The 15,062-nt window shown below is 55.4% G+C and carries 14 protein-coding genes; 5 read left to right on the top strand and 9 right to left on the bottom strand.

The window, feature by feature from the left end:
• Nucleotides 1-108: 108 nt before the first annotated feature.
• Nucleotides 109-723 (bottom strand): LysE family translocator, encoded by a 615-nt coding sequence (locus DD586_RS17785; protein WP_012886210.1) that lies wholly within the window; start codon nucleotides 721-723, stop codon nucleotides 109-111.
• 160 nt (nucleotides 724-883) lie between these two features.
• On the opposite strand from DD586_RS17785, the gene DD586_RS17780 reads away from it, so the two are divergent.
• From DD586_RS17780 to DD586_RS17765, 4 genes are all read left to right on the top strand, one after another.
• Nucleotides 884-1,657: a threonine/serine exporter family protein gene (locus tag DD586_RS17780; protein WP_012886209.1), complete on the top strand. Its 774-nt coding sequence runs from the start codon at nucleotides 884-886 to the stop codon at nucleotides 1,655-1,657.
• The gene (locus tag DD586_RS17775) at nucleotides 1,651-2,121 is read left to right on the top strand and encodes a threonine/serine exporter (RefSeq protein ID WP_012886208.1); all 471 of its coding nucleotides are present in this window, start codon (nucleotides 1,651-1,653) and stop codon (nucleotides 2,119-2,121) included. Before DD586_RS17780 ends, DD586_RS17775 begins: the two co-directional genes overlap by 7 nt.
• Nucleotides 2,122-2,268: 147 nt before the next feature.
• Nucleotides 2,269-2,751, top strand: a complete 483-nt coding sequence (gene folA / locus DD586_RS17770; RefSeq protein ID WP_012886207.1) for a type 3 dihydrofolate reductase — start codon at nucleotides 2,269-2,271, stop codon at nucleotides 2,749-2,751.
• 246 nt (nucleotides 2,752-2,997) lie between these two features.
• Nucleotides 2,998-3,192, top strand: coding sequence for a hypothetical protein (locus DD586_RS17765; RefSeq protein WP_012886206.1), 195 nt, complete (start codon nucleotides 2,998-3,000; stop codon nucleotides 3,190-3,192).
• A gap of 36 nt (nucleotides 3,193-3,228) precedes the next feature.
• Here the strand turns inward: DD586_RS17765 and apaH are convergent, their stop codons facing one another.
• The 6 genes from apaH to lptD form a co-directional block, all read right to left on the bottom strand.
• Nucleotides 3,229-4,080: a bis(5'-nucleosyl)-tetraphosphatase (symmetrical) ApaH gene (gene apaH / locus DD586_RS17760; RefSeq protein ID WP_012886205.1), complete on the bottom strand. Its 852-nt coding sequence runs from the start codon at nucleotides 4,078-4,080 to the stop codon at nucleotides 3,229-3,231.
• Nucleotides 4,081-4,086: 6 nt separating this feature from the next.
• The gene (apaG, locus tag DD586_RS17755) at nucleotides 4,087-4,464 is read right to left on the bottom strand and encodes a Co2+/Mg2+ efflux protein ApaG (protein ID WP_012886204.1); all 378 of its coding nucleotides are present in this window, start codon (nucleotides 4,462-4,464) and stop codon (nucleotides 4,087-4,089) included.
• Nucleotides 4,465-4,479: 15 nt separating this feature from the next.
• A complete protein-coding gene (rsmA, locus tag DD586_RS17750) occupies nucleotides 4,480-5,298 on the bottom strand; it encodes a 16S rRNA (adenine(1518)-N(6)/adenine(1519)-N(6))-dimethyltransferase RsmA (RefSeq protein ID WP_012886203.1) in 819 nt (272 codons plus the stop codon).
• A complete protein-coding gene (gene pdxA, locus DD586_RS17745) occupies nucleotides 5,291-6,292 on the bottom strand; it encodes a 4-hydroxythreonine-4-phosphate dehydrogenase PdxA (RefSeq protein WP_012886202.1) in 1,002 nt (333 codons plus the stop codon). Before pdxA ends, rsmA begins: the two co-directional genes overlap by 8 nt.
• Nucleotides 6,292-7,584, bottom strand: coding sequence for a peptidylprolyl isomerase SurA (gene surA, locus DD586_RS17740; protein WP_012886201.1), 1,293 nt, complete (start codon nucleotides 7,582-7,584; stop codon nucleotides 6,292-6,294). Before surA ends, pdxA begins: the two co-directional genes overlap by 1 nt.
• Nucleotides 7,585-7,682: 98 nt before the next feature.
• Nucleotides 7,683-10,082: an LPS assembly protein LptD gene (gene lptD, locus DD586_RS17735; protein ID WP_012886200.1), complete on the bottom strand. Its 2,400-nt coding sequence runs from the start codon at nucleotides 10,080-10,082 to the stop codon at nucleotides 7,683-7,685.
• Between the two features lie 150 nt (nucleotides 10,083-10,232).
• On the opposite strand from lptD, the gene djlA reads away from it, so the two are divergent.
• Nucleotides 10,233-11,192 carry a co-chaperone DjlA gene (gene djlA, locus DD586_RS17730; protein WP_012886199.1) on the top strand — a complete coding sequence of 320 codons (960 nt, stop codon included), beginning with the start codon at nucleotides 10,233-10,235 and terminating at the stop codon, nucleotides 11,190-11,192.
• 126 nt (nucleotides 11,193-11,318) lie between these two features.
• Here the strand turns inward: djlA and rluA are convergent, their stop codons facing one another.
• Both rluA and rapA read right to left on the bottom strand, forming a co-directional pair.
• Complete coding sequence (rluA, locus tag DD586_RS17725; protein ID WP_012886198.1) at nucleotides 11,319-11,972, bottom strand: bifunctional tRNA pseudouridine(32) synthase/23S rRNA pseudouridine(746) synthase RluA; 654 nt, start codon at nucleotides 11,970-11,972, stop codon at nucleotides 11,319-11,321.
• A 62-nt stretch (nucleotides 11,973-12,034) separates the two neighbouring features.
• A complete protein-coding gene (rapA, locus tag DD586_RS17720) occupies nucleotides 12,035-14,938 on the bottom strand; it encodes an RNA polymerase-associated protein RapA (RefSeq protein WP_012886197.1) in 2,904 nt (967 codons plus the stop codon).
• Between the last annotated feature and the right edge of the window lie 124 nt (nucleotides 14,939-15,062).

The following is a 15,062-nucleotide window of genomic DNA, read 5'->3' as shown; positions in this document are numbered from 1 at the left end:
GAGTTCAGGCGCGCTGTCGTGAAATCGTGAAAGGTCAATCATGAAAAATAAAACCGGCCTGGTGCGTGGCATCAGGCCGGTTTTTTCGTCTGGTATCAGGGTGGCGGTTTAGCTTAACGCAACTTTGATGCCCAGCGTAATCAACACGCCGCCAAGCAGTTTGTCGATCAGCTTTTGGGCTTTGGTCAGGCCGCGACGTACTGGTTCGCTCTGAATCAGAATAACCAGTAGCGGCCACCAGATCAGCGTCAATCCCAGGATTATCCCGGCGTACCACAACTTTTCCCCCATGCTGGAGTTCAGCCCCAATACCTGGGTGAAGACCGCCAGAAAAAACAGCGTCGCTTTCGGGTTCAGCAGGTTGCAGAGGTAGCCCTGGAGGAAGGCTTTCCACAGTCCGATGCGCTGCGGCGTCAGGCCGGATAAATCCAGCTTACTGCCGCCGCGTGAGCACAGTGCCTGAATCCCCAGCCAGATCAGGTAGGCGGCACCGACATATTTCAGCAGGCTGAATAACCAGGGCGTGGTGGTGATGACGACCGCCAGACCGGCGACACAATACGCCATATGGGTGGCGACACCAGCGATAACACCGACAGTGGTCATCATGGCGGCCAGCCGTGGGTAACGTACCGCATTTTTGATCACCAGAAAGAAGTCCGGGCCGGGAGATATCATCCCCAGTGCAGCGATGGTCGCCACGAATAAAGAGGTTTCAAGCATGATGGATCACGTATGACAATCAAGGATTCGACGAAAAAAGGTGGGCATAATACCGTCAGTGGCATTTTTTCGCACTATCAATCATCGATTTGAAATGTTAATAAACTTATAAAAACCACGCTTATAGTGGTTGTAATCAGGACAGGGGACGAAGTGTAAGATGGTAAATGAAACCACACAGCAGCGGGATATTACCCGATTGTGTATTCAGTGCGCACTGCTGCTGTTGCAGCATGGTGCGGAAAGTATGCTGGTTGAGCAGCTCTCGTCACGACTTGGCGTGGCACTGGGAATGGACGCGGTAGAAAGCTCAATTTCGGCTAACGCAATAGTGCTGACTACCATTATGCAAGGGCATTGCCTGACATCCACCCGTAAAAATGTGGACAGAGGCATCAACATGCATGTGGTGACGGAAGTGCAGCGCGTGGTGATCATGGCAGAACATAAACTGCTGGATGTGGCGGGTGTGGCAAAGCGCTTTAGCCATATCAAACCGTTGCGTTATCCGCGTTGGCTGATGGTGACCATCGTGGCGTTGTCGTGCGGCTGTTTTAGCCGTTTAAACGGCGGCGGCTGGGATGCGTTTCTGGTGACGCTGATTGCCAGCGGCATGGCGATGTATGTTCGTCAGGTTTTGACCGCCCGGCACCTTAATCCGTTGATCAATTTCTGTATTACCGCATTTGTGGCGACGTCGGCATCCGGGTTGTTGATGCGGGTGCCCGCTCTTGAGCACAGTTCCTCCGTGGCGATGGCGGCCAGTGTGTTGTTGCTGGTACCCGGCTTTCCGCTGATTAATGCGGTCGCCGATATGTTTAAAGGCCATGTGAACACCGGGTTGGCACGCTGGACGATGGCCAGCCTGCTGACGCTGTCGACCTGTATTGGTGTGGTAACGGCAATGGTGATATGGGGGCTGCACGGATGGTGATTGAACTGGTTTGGGCGTTAATTCAGGACATGGTGCTGGCCGCGGTGCCGGCGGTCGGGTTCGCTATGGTATTTAACGTACCAATGCGAGCGTTGCCGTATTGCGCGTTACTCGGCGCGCTGGGGCATAGTGTGCGCTTTTTGATGATTCGCTTCGGTATCCCTATCGAGCTGGCGACCTTTGTGGCATCGATCATGGTGGGGATCATCGGTATTCGCTGGTCCCGCTGGTTCCTGGCTCACCCTAAAGTCTTTACCGTTGCAGCGGTGATCCCGATGTTCCCCGGTATTTCCGCCTATACGGCGATGATTTCGGTCGTGCAGCTTTCCCAGCATGGATATAGCGAGGCGTTGATGCAAACGCTGATCACCAACTTCCTGAAAGCCAGTTTTATCGTTGGGGCACTGTCTATCGGGCTGTCGCTGCCGGGAGTCTGGATTTATCGTAAACGTCCGGGAGTATAACGCTTCGGCTTTCTGTTTAAGGATTCGGTGTTCTCTTAAGGCATTCAGTGTTCTCTTAAATAGTGGGTGGCGACCCGGTAAGCATATCGACGCATGGGCAGGCTTTCCGTATAGTGGCACCAATTTTGTAGCCTGTAGGGTTTTACCATGGTGATTAGTTTGATTGCCGCACTGGCAGTGGATCGTGTGATCGGAATGGAGAACGCCATGCCGTGGCACCTGCCAGCTGATTTGGCGTGGTTTAAGCGCAACACACTCAATAAACCCGTGATTATGGGGCGCAATACGTTCCGCTCTATCGGGCGGCCGCTGCCGGGACGACTGAACATTGTGGTGAGCAGTCAACCGGGCGACGATGAGCGGGTAACCTGGGTGACGTCGCTGGACGCGGCGCTGGCAGCCGCTGGTGACGTGGAAGAAGTGATGGTGATCGGCGGAGGCTGCATTTATCAGCAGATGCTGCCGCAGGCTGGCCGCCTGTATCTGACCCATATTGACGCTGAGGTGGAAGGCGACACCCATTTCCCGGATTACGAACCGGATGAGTGGGTATCGACGTTCAGTGAATTCCATGATGCCGATGAGCAAAACTCTCACAGTTATTGCTTCGAAATCCTCGACCGTCGCTAAGTGCGCTTGCCGGTGATAACGCTCAGTCGGTAATACGCCAGATAGCCAGCTAAACCCGTCTTATGACGGGTTTTTTCGTTTTCTGTTCCCACAGCGAAAGGCTTTTCATACCTATCAACCCGTAAGACACATTTCCGTCATCTGCCATCGTTACTATAAAAATGAGTGACAGCTTTCGTTGTTAAATCAACGATGTCAGTAAACCGCTGTGTTTGATAGGCATTTGATAGGCCGGAGACCGTACGCATGATGAATAGCAACCGCAATCTGAATACTGACCGTTTGAGCGATCCACGCCGCCGTGAATTGCCCTCAGATGATCTGGAAGTCGTGGGTCTGGCCGGATTCCTTGGCGGCGGCATCTGGTCGATTCCCGTCAAGGCGTCAGCCGAGCAGTCATCCCAAAAGGTTCAGTCTGAGACGACTTTTTCGTTGCTATGACATTGGCACGGCTGGGGATAATAGGAGCGCTTTTACTTATCCGTTCAGCGCGATATCGCCAGAAAACTCGGTATTGGATGAGAGTGATGGTTGCGTGAAATAGCGCTTATCGTCCCAACGCAGACAAGTGAGTGAGCCACCCCAGCAGCAGCCGGTATCCAGCGCATAGATACCTTCCGGCGTGCCTTTTCCTTCCAACGATGCCCAGTGACCGAAGGCAATAGCGTATTCGGTTGGAACCGGGCCCGGTAGAGCAAACCAGGGCTTAAGCAGCGACGGTGCCTGCGAGGGCGCCTCTTTACACAGCATATCGAGCTGGCCGCCTGAAAAGCAGTAGCGCATGCGGGTAAACACGTTGGTACTAAAGCGCAAACGAGCCAGCCCACTCAATTCCGGGCTCCAATGATTCGGCATGTCGCCGTACATCGCATCCAGAAACAGCGGATAGCTGTCGCTGCTGAGGATCGCTTCGACTTCCCGCGCACACATTTTGGCGGTGTCCAGATCCCATTGCGGCGTGATACCGGCGTGGGTCATCACCAGCTTACGTTCTTCATCTACCTGCAACATCGGCTGGCGTCGCAGCCAGTTGATCAAGTCGTCCGCATCAGGAGCCGAGAGCAGCGGATCCAGACGATCTTTGGGTTTATTGCGGCTGATACCCGCGTATACCGCCAGGAGATGGAGATCGTGATTGCCGAGCACCATACGCACTGAATCGCCCAATGAGCGCACATAGCGCAGCACGTCCAGTGAGTCGGGGCCACGCGCGACCAGATCGCCGGTCAGCCACAGCGTGTCGCTCTCAGGGTTAAACGCAACGTGCGCCAGCAACGCGTTGAGCTCGACGGCACAGCCGTGAACGTCGCCAATAAGATAGATAGCCATAGTCTTTCAATGTATCAGTGAGGGAATGGCCAGGCGGAATACCGTAATGGGAACCTGAAATGTTTCACCCTGATGATCAATCATCTGGTAGTGACCTTCCATGGTGCCCATCGGCGTTTCCAGAATGGCGCCGCTGGTATACTGGAATTCGCTGCCTGGCTGAATGACAGGTTGCAGGCCGATCACGCCCTCACCCTGTACTTCAGTTTGTTTGCCGTTGCCGTTGGTAATCATCCAATAACGGCTAAGCAGTTTGACGTCATGACGACCGAGATTGCGGATGGTGATGGTATACGCGAAGACGAAACGGTCTTCTTCTGGCTGAGACTGCGCTTCCACATAGAAGCTCTGAACCTGTATACACACTCGGGGCGCATTCATCATGACGACAACTCCAGCTTATTCCTGCGATGTGGGGTGCGCGGTCAGCCACTCGGCCAGACGGCAATATTGCGCAATAGTGACATTTTCAGCCCGGGTGTTAGGGTCCACTTCCAGTGCCGTCAATTGCTCTGGCGTGAACAGGTTACCCAGACTGTTACGCAGCGTTTTACGTCGCTGATTAAAGGCTTCCGTGGTAATCCGGCTCAGGATACGGGTATCCACAGCCGGATAAGGCGACGCCGTGTGCGGTACCAACCGCACTACCGCAGAATCCACTTTAGGGGCCGGTTTGAAAGCCGTCGGCGGCACTTCAAGCACCGGAATAACCTGACAATAGTACTGCGCCATCACACTCAGACGACCATAAGCCTTGCTGTTTGGCCCTGCCACCAGCCGGTTGACCACTTCTTTTTGCAACATGAAGTGCATGTCGTGAATAGCCTGAGTATAGCTGAACAGGTGGAACATCAGCGGTGTCGAAATATTATACGGCAGGTTACCAAAAACCCGCAGCGGTTGTCCCGCCTGTTGTGACAGTGCGGCAAAGTCCACGGTCATGGCGTCCTGCTGGATGATGGTCAGCTTGTCCTTGAGCGTCGGATGCACTTCAAGCCGGGCGGCCAGATCGCGGTCCAATTCGACGACGGTAAAGCGGTTGATACGTTCGCCGACAGGAATCGTTAACGCCCCCAGACCGGGGCCGATTTCCACCATAGCCTGACCCGGCTGCGGGTGGATGGCGGAAACAATACTGTCGATCACGAACTGATCGTTGAGAAAATTCTGGCCAAAGCGCTTACGCGCGAAATGGCCTTGATGGACGCGATTATTCATTAAGGTTAGCAATCATATGTAGAGCGAGATTCAATGCAGTGCGGAAGCTGCCCGGATCGGCCTGACCGCGACCGGCAAGTTCCAGTGCGGTGCCGTGATCGACGGACGTGCGGATAAACGGCAGCCCCAGCGTGATGTTGACGGCTCGACCAAAGCCCTGATATTTCAGTACTGGCAGGCCTTGATCGTGATACATCGCCAGCACGGCGTCGGCGTGTTCGAGATACTTGGGTTGGAATAAGGTGTCGGCAGGCAGCGGGCCAACCAGTTGAATACCAGACTGACGCAGCTCATCCAGCGCGGGAATAATGACATCCAGTTCTTCACGCCCCATATGGCCGCCTTCGCCAGCGTGCGGGTTCAAACCGCAGACGTAGATGACCGGTTGGGCGAGGCCGAACTTGCGCTGCAAATCCTGATGCAGAATGGTAATCACTTCGTGCAGGCTGTCGCGGGTGATGGCATCCGATACTGCTTTTAGCGGCAGATGGGTGGTCGCCAGCGCCACGCGCAGTTCCTCGGTCGCCAGCATCATCACCACGCGCGTGCAGTGGCTGCGCTCGGCGAAAAACTCCGTGTGACCGGAAAACGCAATACCCGATTCATTGATAATGCCCTTGTGTACCGGGCCGGTAATCAACGCCGCGAAGTCGCCATTCAGACAACCGTCGCAAGCACGGGTTAGCGTCTCCAGCACATAGCGGCTATTCGCCACGTTCAATTGTCCTGGCACCACGGTGGAGTCGGTGGCAACCGGCAGCAACGTCAACGTGCCAGCCGCTTGCGGCTGTGCCGCCAGATGCGGTTGGTATTCACGCAAGGTCAGCGGGAGTTTCAGCGCCAGCGCACGGCTTAACAGCAGCTCGGCATCGGCGCATACCACCAGTTCCACCGGCCAGCTTTGCTGGGCCAGCGCAACAACCACATCGGGACCAATCCCGGCGGGTTCGCCGGGAGTAATCACGACTCGCTGCACCTGCGTTTCAACGGACATCAGTTCTGACCATCCAGGATTTTCACGTATGCCGCCGCGCGTTTTTCCTGCATCCAGGTTTGGGCTTCTTCGGCGAATTTACGGTTAAACAGCATGCGATAGGCGCGATCCTTCTGAGCGGCGTCAGTCTTGTCTACCTGACGGGTATCCAGCAGCTGGATCAGGTGCCAGCCAAAGGAGGAGTGCACCGGTGCGCTGATTTCGCCTTTTTTCAGGTCCATCAAGGCATCACGGAATGCCGGGTCATACATATCTGGCGATGCCCACCCCAGGTCGCCGCCCTGATTAGCAGAGCCCGGATCCTGAGATAACTGTTTGGCGGCGGCGGCGAAGCTCAGTTTGCCACTCCGGATTTGGCTTGCCACCTCTTCGAGTTTAGCTTTGGCTTGCGCGTCGTTCATCACTACCGAGGTCGTCAGCAGAATGTGGCGGGCATGTACTTCAGTGACTGATACCGCTTGAGAGCCACCGCGGGTATCGTTAACACGCAGAATATGGAAGCCCACACCAGAACGAATCGGCCCGATGATCTGTCCTTTCTGTGGGTTAGCCAGACGTTCGGCAAACAGCGACGGCAGTTCTTGCGGACGGCCCCAACCCATCTGCCCGCCTTTCAGCGCCTGCGGATCGGCGGAGTAGGTGATGGCCAGTTTGCCGAAATCAGCACCCTGGGAGGCTTCTTTTACCAGACGGTTGGCCAGACTCTCTGCTTTATCAACCTGATCTTGCGTCGGATTTTCCGGCAGCGGGATCAAAATTTGGCTCAGATTAACCTCAGGGCCGTTTGCCCCCTGACTAGCAAGCTGCTGAGCCAGCGCGTCCACTTCCTGCGGTAGCACGGTGACGCGACGGCGCACTTCACTGTTACGCACATCCGCGATCATCATGTCCTTGCGAATCTGGCTACGGTAAGTATCGAAGCTCACGCCTTCGGCGGCCAGGCGGCTACGCAACTGGTCAAGGCTCATGTGGTTTTGTGCCGCAATATTGGTGATAGAGCGATCCAATTGTTCATCGGTGACCTGAACACCCATCTTTTGCGCCATCTGCATGATGATGTTATCCATGATCAAACGCTCCAGAATCTGGTGACGGAGCGTGGCGTCGTCTGGCAACTGCTGACCGGCTTCTTGCGCGTTCAGTTTGACGGACTGTAGCAGGCTATTGATATCACTTTCCAGAACCACACTGTTGTCGACGACGGCGGCGATCTTGTTGACCTCTTGTGGGGCCGCAAACGCCATATTGGCACTCAGTGCCAGTCCCAGGACAAGCGCTCTCCAGTTCTTCATACCTTTCCCGTTTAATTTATCCGCCAGGGCGGGTTACATGTTTAATCGCTACCGGTCATTAGACGTTTATTGTCGCCAGAGTTCCCGGCGTTACCTCATCAGAACGCACGCTGGTAAGGCAATATACTGTTTCTCAGCATTTTGTCCGTTCCCAGATTGTAATTGCTGCTCAGGCCACGCAATTCGAAGCTGAAGCCAATCTTGCTGTCGTAGACGCTCTGATTGGTGGTGCTATTCCATTTAGTTATCTTGCGTTCGTAGCCCACGTTGACCGCCCAACAGCAGGTGTTGTACTGCAGACCCACTAACTGGTCGGCGGGTTGATTGGCCTTGGTGTCATAGTAATAAGCCCCCACGATAGCCCAGCGATCGGACAACGGCCAACTGGCGGTGGCACCGACCTGCGATATGCCTTGCTGGAAACCGGGGTTGGTAATGTTTGGCAGCATAGCCTGAATATATTCCGAGCTGGCGAAACGGTAATTCAACTGGAACATACGCTCACCGCCGCCACGGTATTCAAGAATTGCGTCGCCGAGAGTGACGCTTTTGAGACGTTCATCGTACTGCGCGCCGCCACGCAGACCCCAGTTGTCGGCAAATTTCCAGTAGGCGTCTCCCGCCCAGTTCAGGCTGCCGCGCTCATCATTCTGGTCGAGGCTTGAGTTGGTGCCAGTGCGAGGGCGATCAAAATAATAAATCTGCCCCATTGACGCATTGAAACGCTCTTCGAGCGCACTGTCATACAACCGCGTTGTCACCCCGCTCGATACCTGATTCGCAGACGCGATGCGATCCAGGCCGCTGAAGGTACGGTCACGGAATAACCCGGCGTAGTCTGCCTGCAACAGGGTGGAGTCATAGGCGCGAATATCAGACTGATTACGGTATGGCACATATAGATACTGCACTCGGGGCTCGAGCGTTTGGGTATAGCCTTTCGCCCAGTCCATATCGCGTTCGAACACCATCTTTCCGTCGGTTTTGAACTGCGGCATGACACGGTTGACGCTACTTTTTAATGGCGAGTCCGGGTTGCTGGCGTTATAGGCATCCAGATTTTCCTGCTGATAGTGGGTTGCCATCAGCTTGGCTTCGGTATTCAGGCTGGCCCACTGATTGGAAACCGGCATAGAAATCGTCGGCTCGAAGTGCAGACGGGTCGCATCAGGCAGGCTGGGGTTAACATTGGTAAATTTTACCGCCTGACCGTAAAGATGCAGATCGAAGGGGCCGATATCATTCTGATAGTAATTCATATCGAGCTGCGGCAGCGCTCGATAGATATCGCGGGAAGCCAGATTGCTGAATATCTGGTACTGACGTGTCGAGACGGTGGCATCCCAGTTTTGGTTGGCGTAACCCAGGCTAAATTTTTGGGTGGCGTAACCGTCGGTGGTATTACCGTAAAACGAATCCAGATCGGTGAAATAATTTGGGTCACTGACCTTGGTATAGTCAGCGCTAAAGCGCCACACCTGGTCCATCACGCCGAAATGCTGCCAGTGGAACAGCCAGCGGGTGTAATTATCATCAGACGCGTAACCCGATTTGCCTGACAGTATGTCACTTTTGTATTGCCTGTCGTCCGGCAGCCAGTCAAATTCGACCAGGCCTAAGCCCGCGCGCGACAGATAACGAAATTCGTTCTGCCACTGCATGCCGCGATTGGTCTGTACATGCGGCGTGATGGTGGCGTCATAGTTAGGCGCGATATTCCAGTAATAAGGCGTGACCAGCTCAAACCCGTTATTCCTGCCGTATTTCGCGTTGGGGATCAGGAAACCGGAACGACGCTTATTGCCAATCGGGAGTTGCATGTAAGGGCTGTAGAATACCGGGACACCCGCGATGCGAAAACGGGCGTTCCAGATTTCGGCAACTTCTTCCTGCCGGTCCTGAATCACTTCCGAACCGACGACGCTCCAGCTATCATCACCTGGCAGGCAGGATGTAAATGAACCATGATCCAAGATGGTATAGCGGTTGTTTTCGCGCTGCTTCATCTTGTCGGCATCGCCGCGACCCTGACGCCCGACCATCTGGTAGTCGCCGTCTTCGACGTCGGTATCCTTGGTGTTAAGGTTGGACCAGGCGCGCGGGCCTTTCAGGATGACCTGATCATCATCGTAATGCACATTACCGATAGCCGTGACAGTGCGAACAGGGTCAGCCTGACCCGCCTGTTGTTTCTGATGTAGCTGCACCTGATCTGCGGTCAGCACGCGATTACCCTGCTCGACGTTCACATTGCCGGTAAATAAGGCGCTGTCGGGGTAGTTGGCCTGTGACTGATCCGCGCGGATGTGAACCGGCAACTGACTGGTGTCCCCGGTGACCAGCGGGCGATTATATACAGGAACGCCCGACATACACTGAGAGGCGAGATCGGCCAGCGCATGCTGGCTGTACAGCGCCGACCCAATTAACGAGGCCAGCAGGGTTGGAAAACTTTTTTTCATACGCGGTATCTGGTGTTCCGTCATCAAGGGCGTCATGCCGGCAAACGGTCAGAGACTATATAAGCCACCGGCGTAGCGCCAGCGCAAAATCCCCGCCATTTTCTATGCGTTGCCGTTAGGAGCAAAGATAAATGACGGGTATGATAAAGCAATTTTTGGCCGACGGCATGGGGATTTGAGGAGTATATGCGGTATTGGGGAAAGTTGCTGGGACTGGCGTTGGGGATTGTGTCCAGCGCTGGTGTCGGCGGGTTGATAATCGGGCTGCTGTTGGGTCATTTGCTTGACAGAGCTCGTGCATCCCGTCGTCGCGACTTTTTTTCCGCGCAAGCCACCCGCCAGGCCTTGTTTTGTCTGACCACCTTTCAGGCGATGGGGCACCTGGCCAAATCAAAAGGGCGGGTGACGGAGTCTGATATCCGTATCGCGACCACCATGATGGACCGACTGGAACTGCATGGTGAGGCGCGGAATGCCGCGCAACAGGCGTTCCGTGAAGGGAAAGCCAGTCAGTTTCCGGTGCGTAATAAGCTGCGTAAGTTACGCGACGCCTGCATTGGCCGTTTTGATTTAATTAGGATGTTTCTGGAGATTCAGTTACAGGCCGCGTTTGTAGACGGCGCATTACATCCGAATGAACGGCGGTTGCTGTATGTGTTTGCCGATGAGCTGGGCGTAACCCGCGAACAGTTTGAGTTGTTCATGCGCAACATGGAGCGCGGTGCCCATCAGTCGTCAAAACAGAGCAGCAGTGGTTACCAGTCACGACAGGGCAATACCTACCAGTCACGGCAGGGGAGCACCCATCAATCACGGCAGAATAATAGTCAGCAACAATCATCAAGACAGGGTAATAAGTCTTATCAGCGGCGTAATCAGTCTTATGGTGGGCAGTCCTATGGCCAGCGGCCGCCGGTATACTCGCGCGGGCCGACTATCGAAAGCGCCTGCCGGACATTAGGGGTGCGTAGCACGGATGATGCTGCGACGGTGAAGCGCGCTTATCGCAAACTGATGAGCGAACACCACCCTGATAAAATGATGGGCAAAGGCCTGTCGCCGCGCATGATTGAGATAGCCAAGCGTAAAGCGCAGGATATTCAGGCTGCCTATGAATTTCTGAAAATCAATAAGTTTTCTCGCTAGCTCTTCTTCTCTTTTTGCTTTTCTCGTAGTCGCGCTTCTTTCCATGATTGCCTGTTTTCATACAGGGCGCTCGTTTCTAATGCTGCACGGTTTTTAGTGCGATAACTGGGGGCCTGACCACCGGTATCAGAAGTCGGCTTCGCAACGAAAGTGCATCGGTGTCGTAAAAATCGGATGGGTAATGGCCAGTTCCTGTGCATGCAGTAGCAAGCGGGGGGCCAATGCCTTCGCCTCTGGGTGAGCATAAAACCCGTCGCCCAGAATCGGGTGGCCTAATGCCAGCATGTGGACACGCAACTGGTGTGAGCGACCGGTAATAGGCATCAGTTTCACTCGGGTGGTGCCGTCGCTGTCCCGTGATAAGACGATGTAGTCGGTCTGGGCGGGCTTACCTTGTTCAAAGCAGACTTTTTGTTTCGGACGGTTAGGCCAGTCGCAAATGAGCGGCAGATCGACCAGCCCTTCATCCTGCGCCAGATGGCCCCAAACGCGGGCAACGTAAGACTTCTTCGGTTCCCGCTCGCGGAACTGGCGTTTCAGCTCCCGTTCAGCCGCTTTGGTCAGGGCGACCACCATTACACCGCTGGTGGCCATATCCAGACGATGGACGGACTCGGCGGTGGGAAAATCAGTCTGAATACGGGTCATGATGCTGTCTTTATGTTCTTCGGCACGACCGGGAACGGAGAGCAGTCCGCTAGGCTTGTTCACCACCATGATGTGCTGATCCTGATACAGGATGTGCAGCCAGGGCTCGCGAGGGGGGCTATAGGGTTCCATGAAGGCTCCGGCATCGCGGCAAGGCAGGCCTCGCCGCGAAGTAGGTAGATAACAGATGAGGTTTACTGGTGCGCAACCATCACCAGACGGATGGCATCCAGACGCCAGTTGGCCTGTTGCAGATTCAGCAGCACCTGTTCACGCTGTTCTTCCAGCGCTTCCAGTTCGTCGTCACGGATGTTCGGGTTGACGGCTTTGAGCGCCTCCAGTCGTTCCTGTTCGCGGCGTAATTGCGTTTCGGCGTTACGCTTAGCCTCGGCGATCAGTGCCTGTGCCTGCGCCTCTACCAAGGGCTGAGCCTTCTGCAACATGTCGTGCACCTCGTCCTGTACCGCATTGACCAGCTTGCTGGAGGTGTGGCGATTAACCGCGCTCAGTTGACGGTTGAAGCTCTCGAACTCCACCTGTGCTGCCAGATTGGTGCCTTTGCGGTCCAGCAGGACGCGAATCGGCGTCGGTGGCAGGAAGCGGGTCAACTGCAGTTTCTTCGGTGCCTGTGCTTCCACGACATAGACCAGCTCTGCCAGCAGTGTGCCGACCGGTAAGGCTTTGTTTTTCAGCAGCGATACGGCGCAGCTGCCGGTGTCGCCAGACAGGATCAGATCCAGACCATTGCGGATCAGCGGATGCTCCCAACTCACGAACTGGGCATCTTCGCGTGACAGCGCCTGATCGCGATCGAACGTGATGGTACAGCCATCTTGTGGCAGACCGGGGAAGTCCGGCACCAGCATGTGATCAGACGGTGTCAGCACGATCAAGTTATCGCTACGGTCATCCTGATGAATACCGATGATGTCGAACAGGTTGAGCGCGAAATTGACCAGATTGACGTCGTTATCCTGCTCGGCAATGGCCTGGGCCAGCGCTTGCGCCCGCTCGCCACCGTTGGAATGCATCTCCAGCAGGCGGTCACGCCCTTGCTCCAGTTGCGCTTTCAAGGTGTCATGTTGCTGACGACAGGTATGGATAAATTCATCCAGCCCGGTTTGTTCAGACGGTTTAGCCAGCAGGCTGATCAGTTGCTCGTAGTGACTGTCATAAATTGCGCGACCCGTTGGGCAGGTGTGTTCGAACGCATCCAGCCCTTCGTGATACCAGCGTACCAGCAATGCCTGAGCGGTATTTTCCAGATAGGGCGCCAGAATCTGAATGTCACGGTTCTGACCGATACGATCCAGACGGCCGATGCGCTGTTCCAGCAGATCCGGGTTAAACGGCAGATCAAACATGATCAAATGGCTGGCGAACTGGAAGTTGCGGCCTTCGGATCCGATTTCCGAACAGATCAATACCTGTGCGCCTTCTTCTTCCGAAGCGAAGTACGCCGCGGCACGGTCACGTTCGAGTATAGAGAGCCCTTCGTGGAAGACGGCGGCGCGGATAGCTTCACGGGTGCGCAGCACTTGTTCGAGTTGCAACGCGGTGGCGGCCTTGGCGCAGATTACCAGTACTTTTTCATCGCGATGGCTGGTCAGAAATTCCAGCATCCACTCGACGCGCGGATCGAAGCTCCACCAGGTGGCGTTATCGTCTTCGAACTGCTGATAAATTTGCTCCGGGTAGAGCATGTCGCGTGCGCAGTCTTCGGCGGATTTTCGGGCATTCATAATGCCGGATACGCGGATCGCTGTCTGATACTGTGCCGGTAGCGGCAGTCTGATTTGGTGTAGCTCGCGTTTCGGGAACCCTTTCACGCCCTGGCGGGTATTGCGGAACAGCACACGGCTGGTGCCGTGGCGGTCCATCAGCATGGTGATCAGTTCCTGACGCGCGGCGGCGCTGTCTTCACTGTCGCTGGCGATGGATTTCAGCAGCGGTTCGATATCCTGTTCACCCAGCATCTCGCTAAGGGCGTTACGTTCGCTGTCGCTGATACTGTTGCCGCTTAGCAGCAGGGTGACCGCATCGGCGACCGGGCGGTATTGTTGCTGTTCAGCGATAAATTCGTGGTAATCGTGGAAACGATCCGGGTCGAGCAGGCGCAGGCGGGCGAAGTGGCTTTCCTGACCTAATTGCTCTGGCGTTGCCGTCAGCAGCAAGACGGCCGGGATAGCGCGTGCCAGACGCTCAATCGCCTTATAGCCAGCGCTCGGTGCGGCTTCACTCCAGGCCAGATGATGGGCTTCATCCACCACCAGCAGATCCCAGTCGGCATCCAGCAACTGCTCGAAACGGGAGGGGTTACGGCGAACAAAATCCAGTGAGCAGATGATCAGTTGCTCAGTTTCAAACGGGTTGTCGCTATCCAGGCGGGCTTCGGCGTAGCGTTCGTCGTCAAACAACGAAAACAGCAGGTTGAAACGGCGCAACATTTCCACCAGCCATTGATGTTGCAGGGTTTCCGGCACCACGATCAGTACGCGCTCGGCACGACCTGCCAGCAATTGCTGGTGGATAATCATGCCAGCTTCGATGGTCTTACCCAAACCGACTTCGTCGGCCAGCAACACGCGTGGCGCATGGCGTTGGCCTACTTCGCGGGCGATGTGTAACTGATGAGGGATCAGGCTGGCGCGCATGCCACGCAACCCTCCCCAGGATTGCAGCGCCTGTTCATGCTGGTGCAGATGGGCACGGTAACGCAGTGCAAAACGATCCATGCGGTCAATCTGCCCGGCGAACAACCGGTCTTGCGGTTTATTGAAGGTCAGTTTGCTGTCGAGGAACACCTCCCGCAGTTCAGCGGGCTCGTCGGTATCCAGACGCTGGCCGATGTAGGTGCGCAGGCCGTTCTCATCACGAACGTCTTCCACCTGTAGTTGCCAGCCTTCGTGGCTGGTGACGGTATCGCCAGGATTGAACATGACACGGGTGATAGGTGCGTCATTTCTGGAATAGAGGCGGTTTTCGCCGCTAGCCGGAAATAGCACCGTAATCATGCGGGCATCCATCGCCACTACCGTACCCAATCCTAAATCGCTTTCTGTATCGCTGATCCAGCGTTGACCAAGTGTAAAAGGCATAAATTCTAAGCTCGATACTCGTCGTTGTCGGAGAATGTCTGAACAGGAGGCTGCCGACCCCTGCGTACGGCAATACCTTACCCGCCCTGCGCGACAGAGATGCTATCGTGCACAGCCTGTGTGA

This window comes from Dickeya parazeae Ech586, from assembly GCF_000025065.1.
In the GTDB taxonomy this organism is placed as follows: Bacteria; Pseudomonadota; Gammaproteobacteria; order Enterobacterales; family Enterobacteriaceae; genus Dickeya; species Dickeya zeae.
The sequence above is the reverse complement of the archived record's forward strand: the minus strand, read 5'-3'. Positions and strand labels throughout refer to the sequence as shown.